Raw genomic sequence first — 26,575 nt, 5'->3', positions numbered from 1 at the left:
CTGGTCCGCCGCGCCCGAACGGAGGACCGATGGCTGCAACCGAGCTCGCAACCGCATACGTCTCGCTGGTCCCATCTTTCCAGGGCGTGCAGGGAGAGGTCGCTAGGGGCCTCGCCCCGGTCGACGCTGAGGCCGACAAGGCCGGGCGTCGTGCCGGGAAGCGGTTCGGCGGCGGCATGCGGATGGGCGTCGGCAAGATCGCCGGCGCCCTGGGTGCGGCGTTCGCTGCGGTCAAGGTCAAGGACTTCCTCGGCGACGCGATCGGTGAAGCGCGGGAGTCCCAGAAGGTCGGCGCGCTCACCACGCAGACGATCAAGGCGACCGGCGGCGCGGCCAATGTGACCGCGTCTCAGGTCGGCAACCTCGCGGCGGCGATCTCGAACAAGTCCGGCATGGACGACGAGGCCATCCAGACCGGCGCGAACCTGCTGCTCACGTTCAAGAACGTGCGCAACGAGGCCGGCAAGGGCAACAAGATCTTCAACCAGGCGACCCAGGCCGCGACCGACCTGTCGGCCGCGGGCTTCGGCAGCGTGTCCTCGGCGTCGGTGCTGATGGGCAAGGCCCTCAACGACCCGATCAAGGGCATCTCTGCACTCGGTCGATCGGGCGTCACGTTCACCGAGGACCAGAAGAAGCTCATCAAGGGCCTCGTCGAGCAGGGCAACACCCTCGCGGCGCAGAAGATCATCCTCAAGGAGGTCCGCGGCCAGGTCGGTGGCGCGGCTGAGGCGTCGGCTACTGCCGGCGAGAAGCTCGCGGTCACGTGGGGCAACTTCAAGGAGACCATCGGCACGGCGCTCCTGCCGCTGATCGACAAGCTCGCGACGTTCGTGGGTGGTCGGCTGCTGCCCGCGCTGCTCGATCTCGGCCCGTCGATCGCTCGAGGCGTCGCGGTGATCCGCGGCTTCCTTTCCGGCCTCGGCGGCGACACTGACCGCGCCGGCTCAAGGGTCGCTCAGTTCCGCACGACGGTCGCTCAGGTGTGGTCGGACGTCAAGTCGATCTTCACCGACGGCGTGTCGATCGTGCGGTCCCTGTGGAGGGCGTTCGGCGACAACATCCTGCAGTACGCGAAGGCGTCCCTCACCAATCTCCTGACGATCCTGCGCGGCACGTTCTCCATCATCCGCGGCATCTTCAAGGTCTTCTCCTCGCTGCTCCGCGGCGACTGGCGTGGGGTGTGGGACGGGATCAAGCTGATCCTGCGCGGCGCGTGGGCGGTCATCCGTGGCGTAGTGGCCCAGGGATGGAACGCCATCCGGTTCGCGTTCAAGAGTGCCGCGGTGGTCGTAAAGGCGATCTTCCGTGAGATGTGGTCGGGCATCGGCAACCTCGCTCGCTCTGGCGTCAACGGCGTTGTGTCCGCGGTGCGCGGGCTGCCGGGCAAGATCCGCGCACTCGGCGGGCTGCTCAGGTCCGCCGGCCGCGCCGTCCTGTCGGCGCTGCTCGATGGCCTCAAGGGCGGGTCGGGCTTCGTCTCGGAGGTCGCCGGAAACATCTGGCAGGTGGTCAAGGGCTCGATCAACGCTGCGATCAGCAAGATCAACGGCGCGCTGCCGAACAGCATCGGCAAGGGGAAGATCTCGGTCGATCTGCCGGACAACCCGATCCCGCAGCTTGCGAAGGGCGGAATCGTCAAGGCCCGTCCGGGCGGCACGCTGGCGCTCCTGGCCGAGGCGGGGCAGGACGAGATGGTCGTCCCGATGGGGTCCGCCTCGACCGACGGATCGAACATCTCCCCGCTGCCCGCAGGTGGATCTCAGGGCGACGTCGTCGAGCTGCTGCTCCGCCTCATCGAAGCGGTCGAGGCCGGGCACCGGCTGGTCCTCGGCGGGCGCGAGTTCACGCTGGCCGTTGCCGAGGCGAACCACCAGATCAAGCGGAAGGGCGGGGCATCGTGACGGCATCGCGTGGGGCGCCGTACTTCCTGCAGGTCGGCGGGTCCTGGAAGCACCTAGACAACGTCGCACCGGGGGTCTCGATCAGCGCCTCTCGTCCGGCGTCTCTGTTCACCACGATCGGAAACGTGGTGTTCGCGCAGGTCGCGCCGGTCGTGAAGCGGGTCTGGGGCTTCTCGTTCGAGCTCGAGGATCCTGAGGCAACCCGCTGGCTGGACTACGCAGCGTCGCGTCCGGACGCCGAGGTGTGGCTGCTGGACACCGTGCTCGCGCAGATCAACATGCTGGATCCGCGAAGCACTGAGGGGCGCAGCTCCGCGACGATCGCCGTGGACGAGGTGCTGATGCCAGCGTTCACTGTGGGCGAGCAGAGCGAAGTGCGTGTCCGGGCCGGTCAGAACTATCACCTGTCCTACACGACGATCCGGACTGCTGGCGCCACCATTGGGACGATCGAGGTTGACGGGGCGGTTGTCCCGATCGTCGCTCCGGCGGGCACCGGCGCGCGTCGAGGTTCGGTCTCCTTCCGGCCAGCCGCCGACCAGGGCGCAGTCATCGCCTGGACGTTCGCGAACGTCACGACCGCGGCTCGCCTGACCGAGGGGTCTGTCGACAGGCTGGGATTCCTGCCCTCGCGTGGAGCGACGCCGTGCCAGGTGCTCGTCAGTGACGGCGCGCCAACGTTCAAGATGTCGTGGCATGACCGGCTGGCGCTGGCCGACTCGTCCTACGTCCTCACCGAGGTCGGCTGATGCGGGCCCTGCCTGCCGGTTGGCCGGACCCTTCCGAGGTCGTGCAGGAGCCGCCGGCGGTGTACCTGCGGGTCGAGGACTCGTCCTGGCCGCCGGCGTCGGTGATCGACGGTGAGGCTCTGCCGGCGGGGACGACGCGTGTGGGCGAGTGGTCGGTCACCGCGAACCTCGACGCCCCGCTGATGCCGGGGCAGATCAACGCGGCCACACAGTTCCCGATCGCTGAGGCTTCGTGCACCATCCCGCAATCCAAGAGCGGGCTTCTGGCTCCGTGGCGGGCCGGTGACGAGGCCCCGCCGAAGTCCGGGCAGTGCGAGCTCGTCGCGTCCTATGACGGGCCGTCGGGGTCGACAGCGTTTCTGCTGGGAAAGTTCATCCTCGACCCCGTCCGCGGGAAGCTGTCCGACAAGTTCCTGACTCTCACCATGGTCCAGGATCTCGTCAAGCTCCGGCGCGCGAATCGTGTGAAGAACGACTGGCCGAGCGCCTTCGGGTCGAGCTTCGGAAGCACGTCTCTCCTGCAGGCCGCCGCGCTGCGCAACGGGTACGACATCAGTTTCTCGGCCGAGTTCGGCACCGAGCTCGACGGGGCCTACTTCCCGCGGAAGACGGACGAGCTCTCGGCCATGCAGGAGATCGCTGCCGCCAACCTAGGAGCGATCTTCCTCAGCCTGGACGGGACAACGATCCGTGTCCTCGACGCCCACTACCTAGCCGGCGAGGGCTCTGTCGTGGAGACGCTGCAGGTGCAGGACCGCTTCGAGGACCTGGCTTGGGCGCAGGACCCTGGTGCCGTCGCCGACCGGGTCGAGGTCAGCTTCGTCCCACCTGACTTCGACGACACCCCGTGGGGTGCGGCTCCGTTCGACGCCGCACCGATCTTCCGGTTCCCTCCCGGGGCGAAGGTCGCGGCGGGTGCGACGAAGACGTTCACGTTCGACCCAGGCACCATCGTCTTCCCCAAGTTCGCGGGCCCGACCTCGGTGTACAGCACGTCCGCGCGCGACGGCAATGGCACGAGCTCTGTGGACCTGCTCGTCGCCGTGGTCACCCAGGTCAACTCGTCGACCTGGAAGGTCGCGGTCACCAACGACACGGGTGGCACCCGGTACCTGCTGGCGCCCTGGTACCCGTCGGGCACGGTCGGGTTCACCGACTTCCCCAGGGGGACTCGTTCGGCGGTCGTCGGCACCCGGGACGCGGCCAGCGTCAATGAGCCCGAGGTCCTCGCGTGGGGTGCATCCGAGTCAGCGGCGACGAACACGCTGACGTTCAATCTGGGTCGAAACATCCAGGATCCCGACGACGCCGAGTGGATCTTGGACCGGATCGTCGCGCGTGTGCAGTCGGCGTCGTGGACGGTCGACGACGTCAACGTCGTCCCTCACCTGGGTCGCGAGATCTCCGACCTCGACCGGCTGCTTTACCCCGACGTCGACTTCGATGCCACGGCGATGGTCACCGGGATCACGACGTCGGGCGACAGCTCGGGCATCAAGCAGTCCCTGTCCCTCGCGATCCTCGGCTGACCGCCGAACGACCGCACCTTCGACCCACTTTGAGGAGAACGTCTGATGGCAACTCGTACCGTCGTGCTCGACCGCGGCTCTGGACCTGACTGGCGTGACAGCGGCGACTCGATGCTCGTCTGCCGAGTCTTCCGCGGCGAGGCAGGCGACACCCTCGTCTACCCGACGCCGCAGCCGGTGCCGATCACAAACCCGCCCTCCAGTGTGGAGCTCGAGGTAGGCGAGCCGTACCGGTTCGCGTCGACCGTCGCTGGCGAGGACGTCATCGTGGCGTTTGTGACTGCCGGCGCCGGCGACCTGCTGATGAAGGATCTCGTGCCGGTCGATCCATCGACCCTCGAGCCCAGTTCCGCGCCCGAGCCGGCTTGGTTTGTCGCGCTGCAGGAAGTGCAGGAGGGCGTTGAGACGATTCCGGAGCAGGTGAGCGCGGCGCTCGCTGCTGACGAGAACGTGGTGGCCGCGGCCGAGGAGGCTGTCGCGGGGGCCGTCGCGGGAATCGGCGTCGTAACCACGACCCAGGCGCCGGAATACCTGCGGAACCGGTTCAAGAATCCCCAGCTCAAGGGCGGCCTGTCCGGCGGGTCGACCGGGTCCTCGGGCGTCTCGCAGAACATCGTGGAGATCACGACGGGCCTTCCCTCGGGCTTCTCCTACGGCATCGAGAACACACGCGTGGCCGGCTCTGGCACCACGTCGGTGTGGGTCGGTTACCTCGGTGGCTTGACGTCCGCGTCGCCCTACGTCGTACCTGTGACGCCCGGTGAGGTCATCAGCATCGGCGCCATGGTCAACTCGCAGTTTCCGACTGGTGCGACGTCGATGAACGCCCGCATTCGTGCCCGGTTCTACAAGGCCGACGACACCTCCCTCTCGCAGGTCGACGGCACCGCCACGGCCCTCGCAACCGACACATGGGAGTTCCGGGCCACCTCGAACATCACCGTCCCCGCAGACGCTCACCACGTCGTCGTCGAGGTCATCGTGTCGGCAGTCGGTGCGACGTCGGTGACAGGCGTCAAGACTCGCGCGACCGGGGCCATCGTCATCAGCGGCACCCTGCTGACCGCCGACATGTACGGCGACGGAACCCGTAACCGGTGGGGCTGGAAGGGCGCTCCTCACACCTCTGAGTCGGTGCGCCTGTTCCGCTCTACCGCCGAGGACGCGAAGCTGAACCAGCTCTTGTCCAACGGCCTCGGCGTCGCGGTCACGATCACCGGGACCACGTTCACCGTCACCGAAACTGTTGACAGCAAGCCACTGGTTACGACGATGAAGCGCGTCAGTTCAAAGAACGGCGGCTTCACGTTCGACACCAAGACGTTCAACGGCGCCGCCTGTCAGGTCGTCGACGACCAGATCACTCCGATCCGCACCCAGCTCGACACGGTCGGCGCCGGCCACGGTTACATCTGCATGGCCGTATTCGACAACCCCGACGGCAAGACTGGTGCGGACATCGGCTCGGTCTGGACCGACGGCTCGCGCGAATACGTCCTCGCCGCACTGACGACCGACAACAAGCTCAAGGTCATCGGTTCCTACGCCGGCACCCCGGTGACGTCGGCCAACGTCAACCCGACCTCAAACCTGACCCACGTCTCCGGAGCAACGCATACCGGCGCGATCGTCTACACGACGAAGGTCACCGGGTCGGCTGGGTCGGGCAACACGATGCTCTCGCCGGGGTCGACCACCCGCAACCGGCTGAGCCTGTGGCTCGACGGCATTGAACTCACCGCTGACGGCACCTACTACGGCCGAGAGTTCATCGTCCGCGAGACATACGAGGTTGTCGACTATGCCTCGCTCTATGACGCGCTCAAGGCCAACATCGGACAGGCCATCGTCACGACCGCAGCAACAGCGGCCGGCGCGGTGCTGGTGCAGAACGTCTACAGCTTCCGAGGCGCCGGCACCATGCTCATCACAGCCACCCTCGACGAGCTCAAGCCGACGACGCTCGGGTGGTGGGGCGCGATCCAGACCATGCCACTGGCCATCGCTGGCATGACCACCCGCCGATACGTCCCCGGCATGGGCACCGTCGGCGGTATCGACTGGTCCGCCGGCACCGACTACACCTCCTACGCCGCAACGAACATCCTCACCGCCGCGGCCGAGAAGGTCGCGGGTCAGATCTCACCGTTCCACCTCGACACCGTCGAGACCGGTGGCATCGTCCAGCTCGGATTCGTCGGCGGGTACCTGCCCTTCCGCGCCTCCTCCGCCGCACGCAGCGCCCGACGCCTCACAAACTCGGCGTCGCAGCTCTGGGACATGCGCAACAACAAGAAGGCGTACCCGACGCTCACGACGGGCGAGGCTGCCGGCTGGGGGCACATAGAGGCCGTGGCCTTCCACGCCCATCTCAGCCCTGCTCAGGTCGCCTCGGTTCTTCAGCGCAAGAACGAAGCGCTGACGTCCTACGCCGCGCTCGCCTCAGTCGCTGGGCTGGCAGTCGCGTGAGCAGGTTGAACTCTGGAAGCGTAAAAACCACCTCAGGAGGGGCCGCATGATCAGGTTCAACCGTTACGCTCCAGCACGGCTGCTCGGCGCCGACGTCCGCATAGTTAGCCTCGCGCTGGCTGCCACCGCCACCGTCAGAGCGTACGACTACCTGACTGGCCACGACACCCAGGCGAGGCCGCCGCAGCCGGGGCAGACGCCGGTGCTGGTCGGCATCGAAGCCGCCGCCCCGTTGTGGCTCTGGGGGCTGGGCATCCTGGCCGGCACGACGGCGCTGTGTGTCGGCATCTACGTGCTGCGGGCGCACTTCCTCGTGTGGGCTGGTCATGTGTGGCTCTTCGCGGTCTACCTCGCGTTGACGATCGGGCTGACCGCCGGCTATCTCGATCGGCCCTGGCTCGACGGCGTCCGCTCCGGGGCGGGCCTCGCCCTCCCGACGGTGCTGCACTGCCTGCTCTGGTGGCGGATGGGGCCGCACCCGGTGATGGTGAAGGAGGCCGCCAGTGCCCGCGCCTGATGTCTCGTCCAACCCTTGGGTGATCTACGCCGCGATCGTGGCTGCGGTCCTCGTGGCTGCCGCCACCGCGTCCGAGAATCTCGCCAAGATCTTCGGTCGTTTCGGCCGCGGCTACTACGACTACGCCGAGCGCCGCCGCGAAGCCGCGGTCGAGCGTCGCGGCGTGGAGTACGCGAACCTCGCAGCTACCGTGCGCCGTCTCGACGGCCAGGTCGGCAAGCTCGAGCGTGACCGTGTCCTGCGCGACGCCGAGAACAGCGCCACCGTGGCCCGGCTGGAGGGCGAAGTTGTCGCCTGGCGGGCATGGGCCTTCGAGGTTCGGAAGGCCGCCGCTGCCGAGGGCATCACCCTGCCCGAACCGCCCGCCGGGCACTGACCGCCGCACCGTCCCAGCCCCGCCGACCTGAGGTCGCCGGGGCTTCGCCATTCCCAGGAGGCACCATGTCTGCACCGCTGACCCCGTCCACCCTGCTCGCCGTTCTCAAGGCCGAGGGCCTCACGGTCAAGGAGGTCCCCGGCTGGCGTGACCGCTGCCGCTGCCACGACGGCTCGCACGAGAAGGGCCTCGGTCGTAACTCCCGCGGCTGGGGTGACGTCAACGGCATCGTCGTGCACATCACGGCCGGCAACCTCGGCAGCAGGACCGTGCTGCAGTACATCCGAGACATCATCAACGGCGACCCTAACGTGCCGACCAAGAGCCAGTTCGTCGTCGAGCCCGACGGCACGGTGTGGCTCAACAGCGCCGGCAGGTGCAACCACGCCGGGCAGGTCGGCACCTCGGTGCAGGCACACCTGCGCGCGGCCGACTTCTCGACCGACAAGTCCTACGACGCACGCTTCCGCGGCACGGGGGCCGACGGAAACGCGTTCACGATGGGCATCGAGAACATCGCCGCCAAGACGATGACGTCGGCGCAGCGCACGTCGTCGGTGAAGATCTGCGCCGCAGTCGCCCGGTACAAGAAGTGGGACGGGCTCGAGTCCGTCGGCCACGGCGAGATCTCTGCGCAGCGCACGAAGGCGGACCCCAACCTGGACATGGGCCAGTTCCGCCGCGACGTCGCCGCCCGCGTGGCCGGCGTGACCGGACCGAAGCCGGCCACGCCCCCCGCGGAGCCGGCGAAGGTGGCGATCGAGCGTGTCGTGTCGTGGAACCTCAAGGCCCCCGAGCTCGTCGGGAAGTGGCCGGCCTGGGTCATCCGTCGCGCCCGCCAGGTGAAGCTGCTGCTCGCCATGGCCGCCTCGGTGCTCCTCGTGCAGGAGGCCGGCGGCCCGTCAAAGGTCAAGTGGTACGACAAGGCCCTCGACAAGCTCGGCCTAGCCAACGCCGGCGCTACCAATGGGGCCGGATCGGGGAAGTGGCGAGTCATCTTCTACCGCAAGAACCGGTGGACGAAGGTCGCGGCCGGCCTCTACGACCTGCCGCTCGACACGCTGTACCGGGGCGACCAGAAGCCCATGGTGTGGGCCGTGCTGAGGAACAGGGTCACCGGCGAGCGGTGGCTGTGCGTGTCGTACCACCTCGAGAACGAGTCCGGCGCGGACCTCGCGCGGGTGCATCAGATCGCAGCGATCTTCGCCAAGGTCGCCCGCCTCCGCGGCCAGTACGGCGTCGCCCCCGACCATGTGGTGGTCGGAGGTGACGCTAACAGCCGGGCGTGGGTGCGCGATTGGGTCGCCGAGAACACCGACTACCGGGACGCGTTCGACGTCGCCGCGACGGTCCGTGACAAGGGCATCGCGTCCATCAACCGGTGGAAGGTGCCCGCCGCGGGCGAGCGGGAGGACGCCGTCTTCGTGCACAAGACGGCCGACGTCGAGCTGGCCGACCAGCGCGACGGCCACAAGTCCTCCGACCACAACCCCCAGGTCGTCGACGTCAACGTCGCGGCCTGGCCACCCGAATAGGAGCAGTCGCATGAGCAGCACGACCGTCAGCCGGCCCCGCCGGCGCACCATCCGATCCGCCTTCCAGGCAGCCGTCGCGTTCGCCGGCATCGTTCCGCTGATCTACGAGGCAGCCACGAACCACTCGCCCGAGGCGGCAACGGGCGCAGCGGCCGTCGGTGTCGGCGTCTGCGCGGCCATCACGAGGATCATGGCGCTCCCGGCCGTCGAGGGATTCCTGCAGCGGTACGTGCCCATCCTCGCGGCCAACCCGTCGCCCGCGGCCGGCGACGACGGGTAGCGCACGCAGCTCCAGCCAGGCCCAGCAGAGACGCCCCCACCGCTTCGGCGGTGGGGGCGTCTCTGTGCGTTGTGGGTTTGGCGTCAGTTGGCGGATTCGCCGGTGCACTCGGCCAGCGCGGCTGACCAAGCGGCATCGTCGACCGAGCCCTTGCCGATCTCACCGCCGAGCCCTGCGAAGTACGCCTGCCCGCCGTCGGGGGCGTAGCCGATGAACTTCCGGCCGTCTGTGCAGTCGCCGTACTCCATGTACGCCTGCTCGTCACCGTTGGCCACGCACCCCTCATAGGTCTTCGGGAGCGTCTTGCCAACCATCCACACGTCGCTGCACGCCGGCGAGCTGCTGCTGCCGGCGGTCGAGGCATCGTCCGAACCTCCGCCGCCGCACGCAACGGCGGCGGGGAGCAGGAGCATCAGTGCGAGGACGCGAGCTGGTCGGAGCATGGCCGACACCATAGCGGCGCGGGGATCAGGCGGGGGTCAGAACCAGTCGTCGCGAGGCGGGTTGGGGTCGACCTCGACAGGGCGGAGGCGGGCCTGCGGGAACCAGTCCGTGTGCACACCGCTGCCGTCGGCCTGCTCGTCGACGTAGGTGACGAGGGCTTCCCAACCGCGGCCGGCTCTGCGCCACCCGACGACGAAGCCTTGCCAGGGGCGCTCGTAGCGGTGGCCACGCTTCACGAGGACGAAGTGGACGCGCTCGTAGCGCGGCCACCTGTCGAGCTTGCTCGGGTTCATCCCCACGCGGGCAGGATAGAACACGTGTTCGACAGAGGGCCTGCCCGCGCATGGCAGATTGCATGGCAACTGCGCGATATGGCGCAGCATGCGGTGATATGCGTGATCCTCCGTAAACGGCGTCTGACCTGCGACTATGCCGCTCGCGACATCTCGGCGCAGCCCCGTACATGACCGGCGGTTCTCACTTTTAATCCGCGGGTTGTGGGTTCGAGTCCCACGGGGCCTACTGATCGGGGCGCGTACTGCGGCGGTGGTCAGTGCGGCGAGGACATGTCTGGGGCGGTGGCGTCCCAGCTGGCGAGCAGCCTGAGGCGTTCTTCGGACGCACTGCCGGGCTCGGCCGTGTAGACCGTCATCACCTGCGGTCTCGCGCCGGTGGCGGAGAGGTTCATGGAGTGGAAAGCCACGTCGATCGTCCCGGCCTCGGGGTGGTTGAACTGCTTGCGGCCCGCGAAGTGCAGACGGACGTCGTGCGACGCCCACCGGGTGCGGAACTCCTCGCTCACCGTCGACAGCTCACCGACGAGCTCGCGCAGCGGCTTGCTGCCGGGGTCGCGGCCAGCCTCGGTCCGGAGCAGGGCCACGGTCACGTTCGCCGCGCCGTCCCAGTCGGGGAAGAAGTCGGCGGCCGTCGTGTCCAGGAACTGGTAACGGGCGATGTTGGTGCGGCCCGGGTCGTGCGCGAAGACCGGCGAGTACAACGCCCGGGCGAGCGCGTTCGAGGCGATGATGTCGAGGCTCCCGTCGGCCACGAAGGCGGCCGAGCCGACCACGGAGTCCAGCATCCACTGCACCTGCTCCGTCACCTCGTGCCGGGCACTGCGCCTCGCCGTGCCGGGCTTGGTCCGGGCGACCCGGGCCAGGTCGAACAGGTACGTCCGCTCCGCCTCGTCGAGCCGGAGGGCCCGTGCCACGGCATCGAGGACGTCCTCCGAGACCCCCTTGATGTGACCCTTCTCCAGGCGGGTGTACCACTCGGTGCTCACGCCGGCGAGGACCGCGACCTCCTCGCGGCGCAGTCCGGGAACGCGGCGACGGGCGCCGCCCTCGGGCAGCCCGACCTCGCGGGGCGACAGGCGAGCACGTCGCGTCGCGAGGAACTCCTTGATGTCGGCGCGGTTGTCCACCGTTCCACCGTACGCCGGACCAGAGACCGGATGGGGCGCGTCGTTCACGGAGGATCGACCGCCTCGACCGTCACGGTCATGCTCCCGGGCAGGTCCGCCAGTCGCTCGAATCCCTTGGCCATTCGTCCGACGACCACGATGCCGTCGTGCCGGGACTGGTCTCCGTAGTAGAGGACCAGGTCGCCGTACGGCGCGTAGTAGCCGATCGCCCCGACGTCTGGATCGGCTCCTGAGGGAGCGCCCTCGGTGGAGAGCGCTTGCCGAAGTGCACCGGTCTTCTCCACCCCGCCGTGGTCGTTCATCGTCAGCTCGAGCGGCAGCTGCTCCAGCAGGTCCCGTCCTGTCGGGGTGTCGAGGACCGTGCCGTCGACCTGGGCCTCGCCGAAGCGGATCCTCACCGGGGTGCCCTCCTGGGGCGCCGGGGCAGAGGCCTCGTCCCGCTCAGGCGCACCGGCCGCCGACGTGGTCGACCCGGTGCGGGCGGGACCGTCGCCCCGGCCGTCATCCGAGCACGCGGCGACCGAGGCCACCGCCAGAAGCGCCGCGAGGCGGAGCGCCACGCTCGCGGGTCTCACGATCCCACCGGGGCGGCGTACTCGTCGTCGGTCACGGGCTCCAGCCAGTGCACGACGTCGTGGTCGTGATCGCTCTCGTTGATCGCCAGGTGGACCATGAGCCGGTCCGGGGCGGCTCCGTGCCAGTGCTCCTCGTCCGCCTCGAAGAGCACGCGGTCGCCGGGACGGATCACCTCGACCGGTCCTCCGCGCCGCTGGCACAGCCCGACGCCCTCGGTGACGAAGACGGTCTGGCTCAACGGGTGACGGTGCCAGCGGGTCCGTGCGCCCGGCATGAAGTGCACGAGGTTGGCCGTCACGCGTGAGGGCTCCGGCGCTGCTGCGACCGGGTCGATGTACACGTCGCCCGTGAACCAGTCGCCTGGACCCTTGACGGTCTCGAGGGAGCTCCGGGTAATCTGCATGGGTCGTCCTTTCGGGTCGTTCCGGGGTCAGGGCTTGATGAGGACCTTGAGGCTCGTGCGGTCGGCCATGTCCTGGTAGCCCGCGGGGACACCGGCGAGGTCGGTGGTGACGTCGAAGACGCGGCCCGGCTCGATGGTGCCGTCGAGGACGTCGGGCATGAGCTCCTCGATGTAGGCGCGCGTGGGCGCCGGGCCGCCGACGAGTCGGACGTTGGGACCGAAGAGGCTCGCGAACCCCACCGGAGCGTCCTCGTACTGCGGCACCCCGACCCGGCTGATCGTCCCACCGGGGCGCACCACACCGACGGCCTGCTCGTAGGCCGGCATGTGGCCCACGGCCTCGAGCACGACGTGGGTGCCGTGACCACCGGTCAGGTCTCGGACGCGAGCGATGCCCTCCTCGCCGCGCTCGGCCACCACGTCGGTGGCGCCGAAGTCCCGGCCGAGGGCTGTGCGGGACTCGTGACGGCCCATCAGGATGATCTGCTCCGCGCCGAGCCGCCTGGCCGACAGGACGGCGAGCAGGCCCACGGCGCCGTCGCCGATGACCGTGACGGAAGATCCTGGCGCGACGCCGCCCGCGACGGCCGCGTGGTGGCCGGTGCCGAGCACGTCGGAAAGGGTCAGGAGCGAGGCGACGAGCGCCGAGTCGTGCTCGACCGGGAGCTTGACCAGGGTGCCGTCCGCGAACGGCACCCGCACGGCCTCGGCCTGGCCGCCCTCGCCGGGCAGGGTGTCCCAGAAGGCGCCGTGCACGCACGACGTCTGGAGCCCCTCCCGACAGAAGACGCAGGTCCCGTCCGAGATCGCGAACGGTGCCACCACCAGGTCGCCCTTCCGCACGGTGACGACCTGCGACCCGACGTCCTCCACGACGCCGATGAGCTCGTGGCCCATCCGCGCGGGGCCCGCCGTCGAGGCCATCGAGGCGTAGGGGTGCAGGTCGCTCCCGCAGATGCAGGAGGCGGTGATGCGGACCAGGGCGTCCGTGGGCTGCTCGATCACGGAGTCGGGGACGTCCTCGATCCGGACGTCGCCTGCGCCGTGCATGAGTATGGCCTTCATGGGTCTCCTTCGCGTGGGGGTGCTCTGGGATCCATCACACCGGACGAGCAACGAGCGAGGAAGGTCGTCTTGATGGGGGTACCAGCTCGACCCCCCAGGCCCACCGATCCTCGGGCAGGCTCGACGTGACGACAGGAGACCCATGGACCTGAAGCAGTTCCTGGACCACGTGGATCGAGGTCAGCTCATCGAGGGCGGCTCCGAGCACCACGCGTTCATGCATGCGGCCTCGCAGGAGGCCTTCCGCATCACCGCCGAGCTCAACGGCACCTACCGCACACCCGACGAGGTCCGGGAGCTCCTGACTCGCCTCACCGGTCGCGACGTCCACGAGTCCGTCGCTGTGTTCCCGCCGTTCCACAGCGAGTTCGGCAAGAACCTGCGGCTGGGGATTAACGTCTTCATCAATCTGGGCTGCCGCTTCCAGGACACCGGCGGGATCGTCATCGGGGACGACACCCTCATCGGCCACGGCTGCACCCTCACCACCCTCGATCACAGCATGGACCCGGCCCGACGCGCCGACATGCTGCCCGCCCCCCTCGTCATCGGACGCAAGGTCTGGCTCGGCGCCAACGTGACGGTGGTCCCCGGCGTCACGATCGGCGACGGGGCCGTGGTGGGAGCCGGTGCTGTCGTGACGCGCGACGTCGAGCCCGACACGGTCGTCGCCGGCGTGCCGGCCCGCGTCATTCGGGAGACCGGGTTCCACGCCTGAGCGCAACCATCAGGCCCTGCCGAGCCCAGCGCCTCGCCGCTGACGGGGGGGCCCTAGTACCGTCTGGGGCGGGTCCGGTCTCGTCCCATCTAGACGCAGACCGGGTCAAGGCCCCGCCACGGTGCACCAACACCCGGCGGGGCCGTCCTACGTCCGGGCCGGGATCGTGGTCCTCAGCCGAGGTTGATGGAGAACGGTTCGCCCGCGCTGACGGCCCGCACGTAGTCGACGATCCACTCGTCGGTGAGCGACTCGATGCCGATCGCCTCGAACGCCCGGGTGGCCGGCGCCACGATCTCCTCGGGCGGACGACCCGCGAACTTCTCGCGCAGGTCTGCGTCGACGCCCTCGACCTGTGCAGCGATCGTGGTGAACAGCCGATCGAGGTCGCTCTGGTTGGGCTTGAAGTCCATGGCCCCAGGATATGACGCGCGCCGCGCGGGGGTGGACCACGTCCCCGTCCTCCCCGGAAGGGCGGCCGGGGACGTTCCGCACGCCTCGATCGAGGCCGAGTCGCGCGGAGCCGGGCCGATCCCCCAGAGGGAATCGACGTCGACGGTGTTCTACCCCGGACCGACCGTAACGGCAGGCACGCCACGCCACAACGTGGATCTACTCACGCGTAACCTTTGGCGACCTGTCACGTTCCCGCGGCAGCAGGCACGTCAGCACCCGGGCGCCCCGCGACGGGAGACGTACCGTGAGGAGCATGACGACTCGCACCCTCGGATCCTCCGGCCTCACCGTCTCTGCACCCGGCCTCGGCTGCATGGGCATGAGCCAGGCCTTCGGCCCGCGCCCGCCGCGCGAGGACATGATCACCTTCCTGCGCGAGGCCGTCGGTCGGGGCGTCACGTTCTTCGACACGGCCGAGGTCTACGGCCCGTTCCACAACGAGGAGCTCGTCGGCGAGGCACTCCGTCCGGTGCGCGACGACGTCGTGATCGCCACCAAGTTCGGCTTCGCGTTCGACGCCGACGGCAAGCAGACCGGCGGGACGGACAGCCGGCCCGAGCACGTCCGCGAGGCCGTCGACGGCTCCCTCTCCAGGCTCGGCATCGAGACGATCGACCTGCTGTACCAGCACCGCGTGGACCCGGACGTGCCCATCGAGGACGTCGCGGGCGCCGTGAAGGAGCTCATCGAGGCGGGCAAGGTGCGTCACTTCGGGCTCTCCGAGGCCGGCGTCACCACCATCCGCAAGGCCCACGCCGTGCTGCCCGTCACCGCACTGCAGAGTGAGTACTCCCTGTTCTGGCGCGAGCCGGAGGAGGAGATCCTTCCCGTGCTCGAGGAGCTGGGCATCGGCTTCGTGCCGTTCAGCCCGCTCGGCCGCGGCCTCCTCACCGGCACGGTGAAGTCCGGCACGGCGTTCGGGAAGGGCGACATCCGCGCCACCCTCCCGCGCTTCGAGAAGGAGGCGCTCGACGCCAACCTCGCGCTGGTCGAACTCGTCCGCGCCGTGGCCGAGCGCAAGCAGGCCACCGTGGGCCAGGTCGCGCTGGCCTGGCTGCTCGCGCAGCAGGACTGGATCGTCCCCATCCCCGGCACGCGTCGGCTCGAGCGACTCGACGAGAACCTCGCCGCAGCCGACCTCGAGCTCACGTCCGACGACCTCGCCGAGCTGGACGCGGCCTCCCGCAGCGTCCAGGTGGTGGGCAACCGGTACCCCGACGCGATGCAGCGGATGATCGACCGCTGAGTCGGACGACGGCGGCTCGCTAGGCCTCGAGCAACGTCTTGAGCACCTGGAGGTCCGCGGTGACCGCGGCGGCGTCGCGCTCGTACGCCTCGTCGCTCACGCCCTCGAGCCGGCGCAGCGTGAAGACCACCTCGCTCGACTCCCCGTCGGCGAGGACGCGCATCGGGTTGGTGTTGACCTCGCCCGACGGCAGGGTGACGTCGTGGTCGAGCACGCCGAACGGATTGGTGGGCGCGAACTCGAAGGAGATGGGCCCCATGGGCGACTCGGCCGTCCAGCGACCGTCGACGAGCTCGACGGAGCTGCCGAGTCCTTGGGCCCACGCGGGGATGTTGCGCGGGTCGGCGACGTAGGCGTAGACCTCGCCGGCGGGGCGGTCGATCGAGACGCTGAGGTGTCGTGAGCTCGTGGCCATGACGCCACGGTAGTCCCCGTCGCCGACACGACGGCGCCGGAAAAGCACGAGAGCCCCGAGTGGGTCGGGGCTCTCGACTGACCGTCCATGATCGGGGTAGAACCTCGACGGTCGTCTCCAACCTATGCGCGGCCCCTGCGGGTGGCAAACACGGCGCGCCGGGTCAGGGACGGTCGCTGAACCGGGGCTTCCGCTTCTCCGCGAAGGCCCTCTGGCCTTCTGCGAAGTCTGCGGCCTCGAGGAGTCCGATCTGCCCTGCGAGCTCAGTCCTGAACGTCTGATTCAGCGGTCCGAGCGTCGCCTCGTTGATGGATGCCTTGGTACGCGCGTAGGCCACGGCCGGTCCGTTCGTCAGCTGGTCGAGGACCTTCTGGACCTCGGCCTCGTAGTCGGCGACCGGGTGGACGCCCCCGATCAGACCCGCCGCAGCAGCCTCGCGGGCGGGCAGCTTCTCGGCCAGCAGCGCCAGGCGCAGCGCCCGCGCGCGCCCCACGGAAGCTGCGACGAGGGCGGACGCCCCGCCGTCGGGCATGAGACCGATCCTCGTGAAGGCGAGCAGGAAGTACGAGTCCTCGTCGCTCAGCGTGAGGTCGGCGGCCAGGGCGATGGGGACTCCGATGCCCGCGACCACCCCGCGGGCCAGGGCGACGACCGGCAGCGGCGAGGTGGTGATCGCGCGGACGAGGCGCTCGCCGGCGTCGATCGTGCTCGTCGAGGCCCGGTCGGCCGGCCTGTCGTCGGAGATGTCGGCGCCGGAGCAGAACGCCCGACCCTCGCCGGCCAGCACCACGACCCGCACGTCGGGGTCCGACGGCGCCTGCTCGACCGCCTCGGCCAGCTCGTCGAGGATCACGTCGGTGACCGCGTTGAGCCGCTCGGGACGGTCGAACGTGAGACGCAGGACGCCTGCTTCCTTCTGCACCTTCATGGGTCCTCCTGAGGACGGCGGTTCGGACGGTCAGCCGACGAGCGACGCGAGCCGCTCGGTGATGACCTGCTCGGCGTCGGCGATGATCTGGTCGACGACGTCCTTCACGGAGGCCACCTCGTGGATGAGGCCCTGGGTCTGGCCCGCCCACCACATGCCCCCCTCGAGGTCGCCCTCGGCCAGCACGTTCTGCCGCCCGCGGGCCCCGGAGGCCAGCTCGGCGACGTCGGCGAACGTGGCGCCCGGCTGGGCACCGATCTCGGCGATCTGCTGGCTGACGGAGTTCTTCACGACGCGCGCGGAGTTGTGGAACTGTCGGAAGACCACGACGGTGTCGAGCTCGGTGTTGGCCACGATCTGCTGCTTCACGTTCTCGTGGATCGGCGCCTCGTCGGTGGCCATGAAGCGCGTGCCCATGTTGGCGGCGCAGGCGCCGAGGGCCAGTGCGGCGGCGAGGCCACGGCCGTCTGCGAGACCGCCGGAGGCGATGACCGGGATGGACAGGGCGCGCGTGGCGGCCGGGATGAGCACGAGCCCGGGCACGTCGTCCTCGCCGGGGTGACCCGCGCACTCGAAGCCGTCGATGCTGATGAAGTCGACGCCCGCACGCTCGGCCGACAGCGCGTGGCGCACCGACGTGGCCTTGTGGATCACCTTGACGCCGGCGGCCTTGAAGTCGGGGAGGTGCGGCTTGGGGCTGGACCCGGCCGTCTCGACGACGGTGATGCCGGCCTCGACGATGACCCGGCGGTACTCGTCGTACGGGACAGGGTCGATGGTCGGCAGGATCGTGAGGTTGACGCCGAACGGCTTGTCGGTGAGCTCACGCGTGCGGGCGATCTCGGCGGCCAGCGCCTCGGGCGTGGGCTGGGTGAGGGCCGTCAGGAATCCCAGGGCTCCGGCCTCGGCGACCGCCGAGATGAGCTCGGCCGTGCCGAGACCCGTCATGCCGCCGCAGAGGATGGGGTGGTCGACGCCGAAGGTCTCGGTGAGCTCGGTACGGATCATGCGGATTCTCCTGAGGTGGGTTCGATGGTGGCGATGATGAGGCGGGCGAGCGCACGGTAGGCGTCGAAGTGGTCGAGGCCGGCGGCCGCGGTGACCTCTCCACGATGGATCCCCTCCATCGTGATGCCGGCGACGTAGCCCAGGAACGCGGCCCCCTCGATGCCGGCGGCGAGCTCCTGGATGCGGGCCGCCGCGATGGCGGTGTTCCGGCCGTAGATCTCGCGGGCGAGGGGGTGGGACTCCAGATCGGCGAAGAACGCGGGCGACCCCGGCTCCAGCTCGTCGGCGATGGAGCCCAGGTACACCCGGATCCTCTCGGCCTGGCCGCCCGCCGCCGCTGCGACCCTGGCCTCGACGCGCTCCGTGGAACGCCGGAAGAACGCTCGGACGACGACCGCGACGAGCTGCTCCTTGCTCGGCGCGATGGCATAGAGCGTCGACTTGGAGCAGCGCAGGCGAGCGGCGACGTCGGCCACCTGGAGCTCGCGGAACCCCTCGGCCAGGAACAGCTCGACGAGAGCGTCCAGCAGCTGCTCGCGGCGCGTGGAGCGCTCGGTCGTCGTGGCGGGCACGGTCCGACCGTATCACCCTGGGTGTACTCATAGGAGTTCCCTGGTACAGTTTTGCGTACACTGCCCATCTCGTCCCCGGGAGCACCGTGCCTGCCAACCGCCTCATGCCCACGGAGGAGTCGGCCGACCTCATCGAGCTCACCCGCTCGATCGTCGACAAGGAGCTGCGACCGGCCGTCGACGCCTTCGAGCGCGACGCCCGCTTCCCCCGCGACGTCTTCCGCACCCTCGGCCGCGCGGGGCTGCTGGGCCTGCCGTACCCGGAGGAGCTGGGCGGCGGCGGACAGCCGTACGAGGTCTACCTGCAGGTCGTCGAGGAGATCGCCACGGCCTGGGCCGCGGTCGGCGTGGGCACGAGCGTCCACGCCCTCAGCTGCTTCGGCCTCTTCGAGGCCGGGACGGACGCGCAGAAGGAGCAGTGGCTCCCGGACATGCTCGGTGGCGACCTGCTCGGCGCCTACTGCCTGTCCGAGGCCCACGCCGGGTCGGACCCCGCCGCCATGAGGACGCGTGCGGTCCGCGAGGGCGACGAGTACGTCCTCAACGGCGCCAAGGCGTGGACCACGCACGGCGGCCAGGCCGACTTCTACAAGGTCATGGCCCGCACGTCCGACGACGGCGGACGTGGCATCTCGTGCTTCCTCGTCCCGGCGGACACGCCGGGCCTCACGGCGGACCACCCCGAGCAGAAGATGGGCCTGATGTCGTCCACGACGGCCACGATGCTGCTCGAGGACGTGCGCGTGCCCGTCGAGCGTCGGCTCGGCGAGGAGGGCCAGGGCCTGCCCATCGCGCTCGCCGGACTCGACGCGGGACGGCTCGGCATCGCGGCCGTCGCCGTCGGCGTGGCGCAGGGTGCCCTCGACGTCGCCGTCGCCTACGCCAAGGAGCGGGAGGCGTTCGGCAAGGCGATCATCGACCACCAGGGGCTGGGCTTCGTCCTGGCCGACATGGCCGCCGCCGTCGACTCGGCCCGCGCCACGTACCTGCACGCCGCCCGCCTCAAGGACGCCGGCCGGCCCTACGGCCGCGAGGCCTCGGTGGCCAAGCTCGTCGCCACCGACAACGCCATGAAGGTCGCGACCGACGCCGTCCAGGTGCTCGGCGGCGCCGGCTACACCAAGGACTTCCCCGTCGAGCGCTACATGCGCGAGGTGAAGGTCATGCAGATCTTCGAGGGGACCAACCAGATCCAGCGTCTCGTCATCAGCCGCCACCTGGCACGCTGACCCGCCCCACCACCCGAACCGTCAGGAAGAGAACGTCATGCAGCTCAAGGACACCGCCGCCGTCGTCACCGGAGGAGCCAGCGGGCTCGGAGCGGCCACCGCCGCCGCCCTCGCGGCCCAGGGAGCCACCGTCTTCGCGCTCGACCTCCCGTCGTCCATCGAGTCGGCGCCGGCCGTCGACGGCGTGGTCTACGTCGAGGCCGACGTGACCGACGAGGCGCAGGTGCGAGCCGCCGTGGGCACCGCGGCCGACTCGGGCGTGCCGCTGCGCACCGTCGTGAGCTGCGCCGGCATCGGACCGTCGATGCGCATCCTCAGCAAGAAGGGCACGCACGACCTCGGCCTCTACGCCAAGGTCGTGCAGATCAACCTCGTGGGCACGTTCACCGTGCTGGCCGTCTCCGCCGAGGCCATCGCGAAGACCGAGCCGCTCGAGGACGGCCAGCGCGGCGTCATCATCAACACGGCCTCCGTCGCGGCGTTCGAGGGCCAGGTCGGCCAGGTCGCCTACGCGTCGAGCAAGGGAGGCGTCGTGGGCATGACGCTCCCCGCCGCCCGCGACCTCGCCCAGCACGGCATCCGCGTCAACACGATCGCGCCGGGCATCGTCGAGACCCCGATGCTCGCCACCGTGAGCGAGGAGTTCCGTGCCGGGCTCGCCTCCGGCGTCCCCTTCCCGCAGCGCCTGGGACGCCCCGAGGAGTACGCACGGCTCGTCACGATGCTCGTCGAGCACGACTACCTCAACGGCGAGACCATCCGCATGGACGGCGCGCTCCGCATGGCTCCCCGCTGACCCACCGCTCCCGGGTTTACCACGGGGTCTGGGCAAACTCGACGCCCCACGGCCGGTAGCCCGTGGGGCGTCGGCACTTCCCCAGACCCCGTGGTAAACCGGGTCAGGCGGGCTTGGGCGGGAGGGAGCGGGCCTGCTCGAGACCCCGGTCGACCCAGTCGTGGAGGTCCTCGTCCGACTCGCAGCCCGCGGCGGTGACGCGGATCCAGCCTCGCGTCTCCCGGCCGCTCATCACCATGGGACTCGTGTGGGGCAGCGCGAGCACGTCGTCCGCGTCCTCCAGCGGCACCCTGACCATGATCCCGCCGTGCGACGAGGCCGCCACGGCCATGTGGCCATGGAGCAGGAAGGCGACCCCGCCGAACATCCGGCGCTCGGAGATCCCGTACTCGAGACCGACGAGCGAGCGGATCCGTTCGGCAAGAGCCTCGTCGAATGTCATGGATCCATCGTGATCCCAACCGTGCGACCAGCACAATGGAGCCTGTGAGAGTCACCGTGCTGGCCGATGGGCGCGTCGGGCCCCGGTTCATCGCAGGGGTCCAGGCGTGCCTGGGCGCGCGCGACCGCCTCACGGTCATCGCCAACACCGCCGACGACCACTGGTTCCTCGGGCTGCGCATCTGCCCCGACCTCGACGAGATCATGACCACGCTCTCACCCCACGGCCTGGAGGGCCCGGTCGAGACGTGGAACGCCCAGGACGTCCTGACCGCGCACGGGACCGGCGGACGGAGCCTGCGGCTCAGCGACCGCGCCCTCGCCACGTGCCTCGTGCGCACCGATGCACTGCGCAGCGGAAAGACCCTCACCCAGGCCACGCGTCGGCTCATGGACCGCTGGGAGCTCTCCACGGAGCTCCTCCCCATGAGCGACGACGAGCTGCAGACCCGCCTGCGGGTCGAGGTCGGCGGCCACAGCCGCGTGATGTCCCATGCGGAGTACTGGGAACGTCACCAGGGGCTCGCCCCCGTCACCGACGTCCGGCTGCACGGGCTCGAGATCGCCAACCCGGCCCCCGGGGTCATGCGGGCGGTCATGGAGGCCGACGTCGTGCTGCTGCCCCCCGCCGACCCCGCTGCCGCGATGGGCCCGCTCGTGCGGCTGGCCGGGCTCGGCGCCGCGCTCCGCACCACCACCGCGCCGATCATCGGGGTCTCCCCCGTCGTCGGGAAGGCCGCCGTCCCGGGGGCCAGCGACGAGCTCATGGTGGGCCTGGGGCTCGACGTCGGAGCGCCGGCCGTGGCTGCGCACTACGGCAGCCGGCGGTCCACCGGCGTGCTCGACGGCTGGCTCGTCGACTCCTCCGACCTCGACCGGGTCCGCGCGGTCGAGGAGCTGGGCGTCGAGTGCCGCACCACCACGATCGACGTCCACCATCCCGAGACCATGGCTCGCGACGCCCTGCAGCTGGCGGCGGCCATCGGGCACCGACCGGAGCGCTAGGCCGGGCCGCCGGGCGCAGACCGGCTCGACCTGCGGTCAGAGGCGCTCGGCGAGGAACCGTCTGATCTTCTCCACCAGGACCGCGTGCTGCTGCTCAGGCACCCAGTGGCCGGCGCCGTCGACGACCTCCATGGTCACGTTCGGCAGGACCGCCGCACCCTCGACGAGGTCGGGCGTGAGCACGCCGTCCCCGATGCCCGGCACCATGACGATGGGCACGTCCTTGGCCGCACCCACGTACTTCTTGCGCAGGCTCGCCGGCACCTCGGCGGTGAGGAACCGCCGGTACATGGCCACGCCGGCCCGTGCCCGGTCGCGGTCCCGGTAGCGCTCGAGGTAGACCTCGGTGTCCGCGAGGCGAGGGCCACGTCCGGCGCCGAGCTTGTAGACCGTGCGCAGGAAGCGCTGGTCCAGGCCCTGGTGGGCGAAGCGCCCCCACGGTCCGGCCGCGACCAGCTGGTAGCCGAAGCGGTGCAGTGCCTTCACGGGGATGGCCGCCCACGGCGCGATGATCGCCACAGCCACCACACCGCGGACCAGCTGGGGTCGGCGAGAGGCGACGAGCAGGCTCACGAAGGCGCCCCAGTCGTGGCCCACGAGGACCGGCCGATCGAGGCCCAGGTGCTCCACGAGGGCCTCGACGTCGGCCGCGAGGGTCCGCTTGTCGTAGGCGTCGCCACCCGGCGCGGGCACGCTGCTCCACCCGTGGCCCCGAAGATCGAGGGCGATGACGTGGTGGTCGACGACGAGGTCGGCCAGGACGTCGCGCCAGATGAGGAAGTGCTGCGGCCAGCCGTGCACGAGGACGAGGCTCGGGGCGTCGGGCCTCGGCGTTCCGCCCTCCACGTAGTGCAGCGTCACGCCGTTCACGTCGGCGTAGCGGTGCTCGAGCCCGGGCAGGTCAGGAGGCAGGTCGGTGGGCTTGGTGCTCATGCCTGTCACCCTCCCACGCCGACTAGGGTTCAGGACATGCCAGCACCTGCCGAGGGCCTCGGGCGCAGCCGTCAGAGCGCCGTCTACCGCGAGGGGATCCACGGCCGACGTCCCGTGGTCCCCACCGACTTCGCCGAGCTGGAGCGGCGGGCCCGCCGGGCCTGCTCCGCGGAGGCCTGGGCCTACGTCGCCGGTGGCGCGGGCGAGGGTCGCACGATGACCAAGAACCTCCAGGCGTTCGAGCGTCGCTCCATCGTGCCTCGCATGGCGGGCGGCAACACCGAGCGTGACCTCGGCGTCGAGCTGCTCGGTCGGCACCTGCCGGCTCCGGTGCTCCTCGCCCCCGTGGGAGCCCTGGCCCTGGTCGACGACGAGAGCGACGTGAAGATCGCCCGCGCCGCGGCCCGCCACGGCCTCCCGTACCTCTTCAGCAACCAGGGCTGCCAGAGCATGGAGGAGTGTGCCGCGGCCATGGACGGCGTGACCGAGGGCTCGCCGCGCTGGTTCCAGCTCTACTGGAGCACCGACGAAGACCTCGTCGACAGCTTCATCGCCCGCGCCGAGGCCGTCGACGCCGGTGCCCTCGTGGTCACGCTCGACACCACGCTGCTCGGCTGGCGTCCCCAGGACCTCAACCTCGGCTCGCTCCCGTTCGCCCGGGGCATCGGCATCGCGCAGTACACCTCCGACCCCCGCTTCAACCAGATCGTCGAGGACCGCATCGCCGCAGTGACGTCGGGAGCCGTCGAGGCCGAGAAGCCCGAGGTGACGCTCGGGGCCATCCGCACCCTGCTGGCGATGTCGCGGCGCCACCCGGGCGCCACCGTGGCCAACCTCCGCTCGCTCGTGCCCCGCGCGAGCGTCGAGACCTTCCTCGACATCTACTCCAACCCCGGCCTCAGCTGGGACCACATCGCCACGCTGCGCGACCGGACCCGGCTCCCCGTCGTGCTGAAGGGCATCCAGCACCCCGACGACGCCCGCCGCGCCTTCGACCTCGGCGTCGATGCCGTGGTGGTCTCCAACCACGGCGGTCGCCAGGTCGACAACGGCATCGCCAGCCTGGACTCCCTCGTCGACGTGCGCGCCGCCGTCGGACCCGAGCCCACCGTCCTGCTCGACAGCGGCATCCGCACCGGCGCCGACGTCTTCGTGGCCCGGGCGCTCGGCGCCGACGCCGTGCTGCTCGGACGTCCGTACGTGTACGGCCTCGCCCTCGACGGGGAGGACGGCGTGCACGACGTCGTCTCCAACGTGCTGGCCGAGCTGGACCTCACGATGGCCCTCACGGGCGTCGGCTCGCTCGACTCCATCACGCCCGAGCACGTGCGGGGCTAGGCTCTCGGGCAGTCCGACCAGAGGAGTCCCATGCGCGCCGTCGTCTGTCACCAGCAGGAGCTCACCGTGAGCGAGGTCCCCGACCCCGTGCCCGGTCCCGGTCAGGTGCTGCTCGAGGTGACGCGGGCCGGGATCTGCGGCTCCGACCTGCACGCCCGGGTGCACTCCGACGCCACCGCCGACGCCACCGCCGACCTCGGCTACACCGACTTCATGCGCTCGAGCCACCACGTGGTGCTCGGCCACGAGTTCACCGGCGAGGTCCTGGAGTACGGGCCCAAGACGCGACGCAAGTGGAAGCCCGGGACACCCGTCGTGGCCCTGCCCCTCCTGCGTCAGGCCGACGGCCTGCACATGACCGGGCTCAGCGAGAAGGCTCCCGGCGCCTACGCCGAGCGGATCCTGGTGTCCGAGCCCGTGACCATGGAGGTGCCCGACGGACTCTCAGCCGACCTCGCCGCCACCACCGAGCCGCTCGCCGTCGCGTGGCACGCCGTGCGCAAGGGCCAGGTCGGGAGCAAGGACGTCGCAGTCGTCATCGGCTGCGGCCCCATCGGCCTCGCCGTGATCCTCATGCTCAAGGCCTCCGGCGTGAAGAAGGTCATCGCGAGCGACTTCTCCGCCGGGCGCCGCGCCCTGGCCGAGCAGTGCGGCGCCGACGTCGTCGTCGACCCGGCGCAGGACTCGCCGTGGACGTCGTTCCAGGACACCAAGCGCTACCTCACGGGGGCCGACGACTTCATGGAGCTCGGCATGAGCACCATGGAGAAGCTCCGCGCCGTGCCGCTCCTGCCCTGGTGGCGCGTCTTCGACGTCGCCGACAAGCTGGGCGCCACTCCTCGCGGACCCGTGGTCTTCGAGTGCGTCGGACTGCCCGGGATCGTCAACGGGCTCATCACGGCCGTGCCGCTCATGACGCGGATCGTGGTGGTGGGCGTCTGCATGGAGGACGACACCTATCGTCCGAGCCTGGCCATCAGCAAGGAGGTCGAGCTGCGGTTCGCCTTCTGCTACGACCCCGGCGAGTTCCGCCAGACCCTGCACATGATCGCGTCGGGCAAGGTCGATCCGGGCCCCCTGGTGACGGGGACGGTCGGGCTCGAGGGCGTCGCCACGGCCTTCACACAGCTGGCCGATCCCGAGGTCCACGCCAAGATCCTGGTCGACCCCCGGAGCTCTGCCACCAGCGCGTGAGGTGAGCCACCGGCCAGTTCCGCAGAACGCCGGACCCGGGAGGTCCGAACGCCTAGCCTGACGAGCACTCCTCCCGAACGGAATCACTCATGCACGCTCGCCCGGCCGCCCCGCTCCTGGCCGCCCTCGTCACCCTCCTCACCCTCACCGCGGCTCCCGCCCTCGCGGCCGATCCCGCCGATCCCCCCGCGTCCGACGACGCCGTCGTCGCGGCCGTCGAGTCAGCGCTCGTCGAGGCCCGTACCGCGACGACCGCCTCCCGGCGCAGCAGCTGCCTCGCGGCCCAGGCCGCCGAGGTCGCCGAGAAGCGCGCCGCGGGCAACGCCACCTCCATCGACGTCGAGGCCGTGCGCTCCACGTGCAAGGTGCTCAAGGTCTTCGCCGTGAGCACCACGAGCAACGGGTCCGCGGAGTCCATCGCCGCACGGCTCGTCGAGCGCGAGGCCGTCGTCGTCACGAGCCGCAACGTCTTCGCCACGCGCCACGCAGCCGCCTCGTCCCGCGCCGGCGCCGACGCCCCCGCCTTCACCGTCCTGCTCGTCGCGGAGCCGCGCCACGCGGCGTCGTTCGTCGGGGTCGACACCACGGCCGTCAACAGGTCGTTCAGCGCGGCTCGCCGGATCAAGCCGGCCGTCAAGCACTCGGCGTGCCTGCACACCGCGGCCCGCGCCATCTCCAAGGAGAGCGTGGCCTCGGCCGGCACCACGCGCCTCACGCAGAAGAAGCTCGACTCCATCAAGGCGACGTGCAAGCTGCGCGTCCTCGGCTACTCGACGTTCGAGGCCCGGCCCGGCGCCAAGGACGTCGTGGCTCGCACCAAGAAGCTCAAGATCTTCACCGTCTACGCGGCTCGTCGCACGCCCGTCAGGTACGGCGCGGCCGTGTACCTCGACACCGTCGGCGGCACCAAGCGCATCGTCTTCCTCGCGGGCCAGCCGAGGTAGCGCACCGCGTCCGGCTCCGCCCGGACCGACGATGAGGGTCCGTGGTCGTCCAGACGACCACGGACCCTCATCGTTCGTCCGG

29 protein-coding genes are annotated in these 26,575 nt (G+C 70.2%); 16 read left to right on the top strand and 13 right to left on the bottom strand.

The window, feature by feature from the left end:
• Window positions 1-29: 29 nt before the first annotated feature.
• The 8 genes from ASD11_RS01195 to ASD11_RS01160 all read left to right on the top strand — a co-directional run bounded on the left by ASD11_RS01195 (window position 30) and on the right by ASD11_RS01160 (window position 9,359).
• The gene (locus ASD11_RS01195) at window positions 30-1,904 is read left to right on the top strand and encodes a phage tail protein (protein WP_156464526.1); all 1,875 of its coding nucleotides are present in this window, start codon (window positions 30-32) and stop codon (window positions 1,902-1,904) included.
• The gene (locus tag ASD11_RS01190; protein WP_156464525.1) at window positions 1,901-2,653 is read left to right on the top strand and encodes a hypothetical protein; all 753 of its coding nucleotides are present in this window, start codon (window positions 1,901-1,903) and stop codon (window positions 2,651-2,653) included. The genes ASD11_RS01195 and ASD11_RS01190 overlap by 4 nt, the downstream gene beginning before the upstream one ends.
• Window positions 2,653-4,182 (top strand): hypothetical protein, encoded by a 1,530-nt coding sequence (locus ASD11_RS01185; protein WP_056282166.1) that lies wholly within the window; start codon window positions 2,653-2,655, stop codon window positions 4,180-4,182. Before ASD11_RS01190 ends, ASD11_RS01185 begins: the two co-directional genes overlap by 1 nt.
• A 45-nt stretch (window positions 4,183-4,227) precedes the next feature.
• On the top strand, window positions 4,228-6,651 hold the full coding sequence (locus ASD11_RS01180) for a hypothetical protein (protein ID WP_156464524.1): 2,424 nt from the start codon (window positions 4,228-4,230) through the stop codon (window positions 6,649-6,651).
• Between the two features lie 46 nt (window positions 6,652-6,697).
• Window positions 6,698-7,168, top strand: a complete 471-nt coding sequence (locus tag ASD11_RS01175; protein ID WP_056282157.1) for a hypothetical protein — start codon at window positions 6,698-6,700, stop codon at window positions 7,166-7,168.
• Entirely contained in the window at window positions 7,155-7,544 is a 390-nt protein-coding gene (locus ASD11_RS01170) for a hypothetical protein (protein ID WP_056282154.1), read from the top strand. The genes ASD11_RS01175 and ASD11_RS01170 overlap by 14 nt, the downstream gene beginning before the upstream one ends.
• A gap of 65 nt (window positions 7,545-7,609) precedes the next feature.
• The gene (locus ASD11_RS01165; RefSeq protein WP_056282151.1) at window positions 7,610-9,079 is read left to right on the top strand and encodes an N-acetylmuramoyl-L-alanine amidase; all 1,470 of its coding nucleotides are present in this window, start codon (window positions 7,610-7,612) and stop codon (window positions 9,077-9,079) included.
• Between the two features lie 10 nt (window positions 9,080-9,089).
• Window positions 9,090-9,359, top strand: a complete 270-nt coding sequence (locus ASD11_RS01160; RefSeq protein ID WP_056282148.1) for a hypothetical protein — start codon at window positions 9,090-9,092, stop codon at window positions 9,357-9,359.
• Between the two features lie 83 nt (window positions 9,360-9,442).
• On the opposite strand, the gene ASD11_RS01155 is transcribed toward ASD11_RS01160, so the two are convergent.
• The 6 genes from ASD11_RS01155 to ASD11_RS01130 form a co-directional block, all read right to left on the bottom strand.
• A complete protein-coding gene (locus tag ASD11_RS01155; protein WP_156464523.1) occupies window positions 9,443-9,802 on the bottom strand; it encodes a hypothetical protein in 360 nt (119 codons plus the stop codon).
• A 36-nt stretch (window positions 9,803-9,838) separates the two neighbouring features.
• Window positions 9,839-10,102 (bottom strand): hypothetical protein, encoded by a 264-nt coding sequence (locus tag ASD11_RS01150; protein WP_156464522.1) that lies wholly within the window; start codon window positions 10,100-10,102, stop codon window positions 9,839-9,841.
• A gap of 251 nt (window positions 10,103-10,353) precedes the next feature.
• Entirely contained in the window at window positions 10,354-11,226 is an 873-nt protein-coding gene (locus tag ASD11_RS01145; protein ID WP_056282139.1) for a helix-turn-helix transcriptional regulator, read from the bottom strand.
• Between the two features lie 44 nt (window positions 11,227-11,270).
• Entirely contained in the window at window positions 11,271-11,801 is a 531-nt protein-coding gene (locus ASD11_RS01140; RefSeq protein WP_156464521.1) for a cyclophilin-like fold protein, read from the bottom strand.
• Window positions 11,798-12,205: a (R)-mandelonitrile lyase gene (locus ASD11_RS01135; protein WP_056282132.1), complete on the bottom strand. Its 408-nt coding sequence runs from the start codon at window positions 12,203-12,205 to the stop codon at window positions 11,798-11,800. The genes ASD11_RS01140 and ASD11_RS01135 overlap by 4 nt, the downstream gene beginning before the upstream one ends.
• 27 nt (window positions 12,206-12,232) lie before the next feature.
• Complete coding sequence (locus tag ASD11_RS01130; RefSeq protein ID WP_056282131.1) at window positions 12,233-13,270, bottom strand: zinc-binding dehydrogenase; 1,038 nt, start codon at window positions 13,268-13,270, stop codon at window positions 12,233-12,235.
• 142 nt (window positions 13,271-13,412) lie between these two features.
• Between ASD11_RS01130 and ASD11_RS18870 the strand changes: the two genes are divergently transcribed.
• Window positions 13,413-13,988, top strand: a complete 576-nt coding sequence (locus ASD11_RS18870; RefSeq protein WP_056282128.1) for a DapH/DapD/GlmU-related protein — start codon at window positions 13,413-13,415, stop codon at window positions 13,986-13,988.
• 173 nt (window positions 13,989-14,161) lie between these two features.
• Here ASD11_RS18870 and ASD11_RS01120 read toward each other — a convergent pair whose 3' ends face one another.
• Window positions 14,162-14,401 (bottom strand): hypothetical protein, encoded by a 240-nt coding sequence (locus tag ASD11_RS01120; protein WP_056282126.1) that lies wholly within the window; start codon window positions 14,399-14,401, stop codon window positions 14,162-14,164.
• 296 nt (window positions 14,402-14,697) lie between these two features.
• On the opposite strand from ASD11_RS01120, the gene ASD11_RS01115 reads away from it, so the two are divergent.
• Window positions 14,698-15,690 (top strand): aldo/keto reductase, encoded by a 993-nt coding sequence (locus tag ASD11_RS01115; RefSeq protein WP_056282122.1) that lies wholly within the window; start codon window positions 14,698-14,700, stop codon window positions 15,688-15,690.
• A 19-nt stretch (window positions 15,691-15,709) separates the two neighbouring features.
• Here ASD11_RS01115 and ASD11_RS01110 read toward each other — a convergent pair whose 3' ends face one another.
• The 4 genes from ASD11_RS01110 to ASD11_RS01095 all read right to left on the bottom strand — a co-directional run bounded on the left by ASD11_RS01110 (window position 15,710) and on the right by ASD11_RS01095 (window position 18,613).
• On the bottom strand, window positions 15,710-16,105 hold the full coding sequence (locus ASD11_RS01110) for an SRPBCC family protein (protein ID WP_056288219.1): 396 nt from the start codon (window positions 16,103-16,105) through the stop codon (window positions 15,710-15,712).
• A gap of 163 nt (window positions 16,106-16,268) precedes the next feature.
• On the bottom strand, window positions 16,269-17,033 hold the full coding sequence (locus tag ASD11_RS01105) for an enoyl-CoA hydratase-related protein (protein ID WP_056282119.1): 765 nt from the start codon (window positions 17,031-17,033) through the stop codon (window positions 16,269-16,271).
• Between the two features lie 30 nt (window positions 17,034-17,063).
• Complete coding sequence (locus ASD11_RS01100; protein ID WP_056282117.1) at window positions 17,064-18,041, bottom strand: NAD(P)H-dependent flavin oxidoreductase; 978 nt, start codon at window positions 18,039-18,041, stop codon at window positions 17,064-17,066.
• Window positions 18,038-18,613, bottom strand: a complete 576-nt coding sequence (locus ASD11_RS01095; protein WP_056282114.1) for a TetR/AcrR family transcriptional regulator — start codon at window positions 18,611-18,613, stop codon at window positions 18,038-18,040. The genes ASD11_RS01100 and ASD11_RS01095 overlap by 4 nt, the downstream gene beginning before the upstream one ends.
• A gap of 86 nt (window positions 18,614-18,699) precedes the next feature.
• Here ASD11_RS01095 and ASD11_RS01090 point away from each other — a divergent pair, with 86 nt between their 5' ends.
• On the top strand, window positions 18,700-19,842 hold the full coding sequence (locus tag ASD11_RS01090; RefSeq protein ID WP_056282112.1) for an acyl-CoA dehydrogenase family protein: 1,143 nt from the start codon (window positions 18,700-18,702) through the stop codon (window positions 19,840-19,842).
• Between the two features lie 37 nt (window positions 19,843-19,879).
• On the top strand, window positions 19,880-20,638 hold the full coding sequence (locus ASD11_RS01085; RefSeq protein ID WP_056282109.1) for an SDR family NAD(P)-dependent oxidoreductase: 759 nt from the start codon (window positions 19,880-19,882) through the stop codon (window positions 20,636-20,638).
• A 103-nt stretch (window positions 20,639-20,741) separates the two neighbouring features.
• On the opposite strand, the gene ASD11_RS01080 is transcribed toward ASD11_RS01085, so the two are convergent.
• The gene (locus ASD11_RS01080; RefSeq protein WP_056282106.1) at window positions 20,742-21,080 is read right to left on the bottom strand and encodes a TfoX/Sxy family protein; all 339 of its coding nucleotides are present in this window, start codon (window positions 21,078-21,080) and stop codon (window positions 20,742-20,744) included.
• Between the two features lie 44 nt (window positions 21,081-21,124).
• Between ASD11_RS01080 and ASD11_RS01075 the strand changes: the two genes are divergently transcribed.
• On the top strand, window positions 21,125-22,084 hold the full coding sequence (locus ASD11_RS01075; RefSeq protein WP_162246450.1) for a 2-phospho-L-lactate transferase CofD family protein: 960 nt from the start codon (window positions 21,125-21,127) through the stop codon (window positions 22,082-22,084).
• 36 nt (window positions 22,085-22,120) lie between these two features.
• On the opposite strand, the gene ASD11_RS01070 is transcribed toward ASD11_RS01075, so the two are convergent.
• Complete coding sequence (locus ASD11_RS01070; RefSeq protein WP_056282100.1) at window positions 22,121-23,017, bottom strand: alpha/beta fold hydrolase; 897 nt, start codon at window positions 23,015-23,017, stop codon at window positions 22,121-22,123.
• A 36-nt stretch (window positions 23,018-23,053) separates the two neighbouring features.
• On the opposite strand from ASD11_RS01070, the gene ASD11_RS01065 reads away from it, so the two are divergent.
• The 3 genes from ASD11_RS01065 to ASD11_RS01055 all read left to right on the top strand — a co-directional run bounded on the left by ASD11_RS01065 (window position 23,054) and on the right by ASD11_RS01055 (window position 26,493).
• A complete protein-coding gene (locus tag ASD11_RS01065) occupies window positions 23,054-24,355 on the top strand; it encodes an alpha-hydroxy-acid oxidizing protein (RefSeq protein ID WP_056282097.1) in 1,302 nt (433 codons plus the stop codon).
• A 30-nt stretch (window positions 24,356-24,385) separates the two neighbouring features.
• Complete coding sequence (locus tag ASD11_RS01060) at window positions 24,386-25,549, top strand: zinc-binding dehydrogenase (RefSeq protein WP_056282094.1); 1,164 nt, start codon at window positions 24,386-24,388, stop codon at window positions 25,547-25,549.
• An 89-nt stretch (window positions 25,550-25,638) separates the two neighbouring features.
• A complete protein-coding gene (locus ASD11_RS01055) occupies window positions 25,639-26,493 on the top strand; it encodes a hypothetical protein (RefSeq protein ID WP_056282091.1) in 855 nt (284 codons plus the stop codon).
• The last annotated feature ends 82 nt before the right edge of the window (window positions 26,494-26,575 follow it).

Origin of the sequence: Aeromicrobium sp. Root495 (genome assembly GCF_001426755.1) — a bacterium.
Lineage (GTDB): Bacteria > Actinomycetota > Actinomycetes > Propionibacteriales > Nocardioidaceae > Aeromicrobium.
This window is presented reverse-complemented; position numbering and strand designations above follow the sequence as displayed.

Coding starts and splice junctions, on each gene's coding strand:
- ASD11_RS01195 (WP_156464526.1), top strand. CDS start 30: ATGGCTGCAACCGAGCTCGCAACCGCATACGTCTCGCTGGTCCCATCT.
- ASD11_RS01185 (WP_056282166.1), top strand. CDS start 2,653: ATGCGGGCCCTGCCTGCCGGTTGGCCGGACCCTTCCGAGGTCGTGCAG.
- ASD11_RS01180 (WP_156464524.1), top strand. CDS start 4,228: ATGGCAACTCGTACCGTCGTGCTCGACCGCGGCTCTGGACCTGACTGG.
- ASD11_RS01175 (WP_056282157.1), top strand. CDS start 6,698: ATGATCAGGTTCAACCGTTACGCTCCAGCACGGCTGCTCGGCGCCGAC.
- ASD11_RS01165 (WP_056282151.1), top strand. CDS start 7,610: ATGTCTGCACCGCTGACCCCGTCCACCCTGCTCGCCGTTCTCAAGGCC.
- ASD11_RS01160 (WP_056282148.1), top strand. CDS start 9,090: ATGAGCAGCACGACCGTCAGCCGGCCCCGCCGGCGCACCATCCGATCC.
- ASD11_RS01155 (WP_156464523.1), bottom strand. CDS start 9,802: ATGCTCCGACCAGCTCGCGTCCTCGCACTGATGCTCCTGCTCCCCGCC.
- ASD11_RS01135 (WP_056282132.1), bottom strand. CDS start 12,205: ATGCAGATTACCCGGAGCTCCCTCGAGACCGTCAAGGGTCCAGGCGAC.
- ASD11_RS01130 (WP_056282131.1), bottom strand. CDS start 13,270: ATGAAGGCCATACTCATGCACGGCGCAGGCGACGTCCGGATCGAGGAC.
- ASD11_RS18870 (WP_056282128.1), top strand. CDS start 13,413: ATGGACCTGAAGCAGTTCCTGGACCACGTGGATCGAGGTCAGCTCATC.
- ASD11_RS01120 (WP_056282126.1), bottom strand. CDS start 14,401: ATGGACTTCAAGCCCAACCAGAGCGACCTCGATCGGCTGTTCACCACG.
- ASD11_RS01115 (WP_056282122.1), top strand. CDS start 14,698: ATGACGACTCGCACCCTCGGATCCTCCGGCCTCACCGTCTCTGCACCC.
- ASD11_RS01110 (WP_056288219.1), bottom strand. CDS start 16,105: ATGGCCACGAGCTCACGACACCTCAGCGTCTCGATCGACCGCCCCGCC.
- ASD11_RS01105 (WP_056282119.1), bottom strand. CDS start 17,033: ATGAAGGTGCAGAAGGAAGCAGGCGTCCTGCGTCTCACGTTCGACCGT.
- ASD11_RS01100 (WP_056282117.1), bottom strand. CDS start 18,041: ATGATCCGTACCGAGCTCACCGAGACCTTCGGCGTCGACCACCCCATC.
- ASD11_RS01085 (WP_056282109.1), top strand. CDS start 19,880: ATGCAGCTCAAGGACACCGCCGCCGTCGTCACCGGAGGAGCCAGCGGG.
- ASD11_RS01080 (WP_056282106.1), bottom strand. CDS start 21,080: ATGACATTCGACGAGGCTCTTGCCGAACGGATCCGCTCGCTCGTCGGT.
- ASD11_RS01070 (WP_056282100.1), bottom strand. CDS start 23,017: ATGAGCACCAAGCCCACCGACCTGCCTCCTGACCTGCCCGGGCTCGAG.
- ASD11_RS01065 (WP_056282097.1), top strand. CDS start 23,054: ATGCCAGCACCTGCCGAGGGCCTCGGGCGCAGCCGTCAGAGCGCCGTC.
- ASD11_RS01060 (WP_056282094.1), top strand. CDS start 24,386: ATGCGCGCCGTCGTCTGTCACCAGCAGGAGCTCACCGTGAGCGAGGTC.
- ASD11_RS01055 (WP_056282091.1), top strand. CDS start 25,639: ATGCACGCTCGCCCGGCCGCCCCGCTCCTGGCCGCCCTCGTCACCCTC.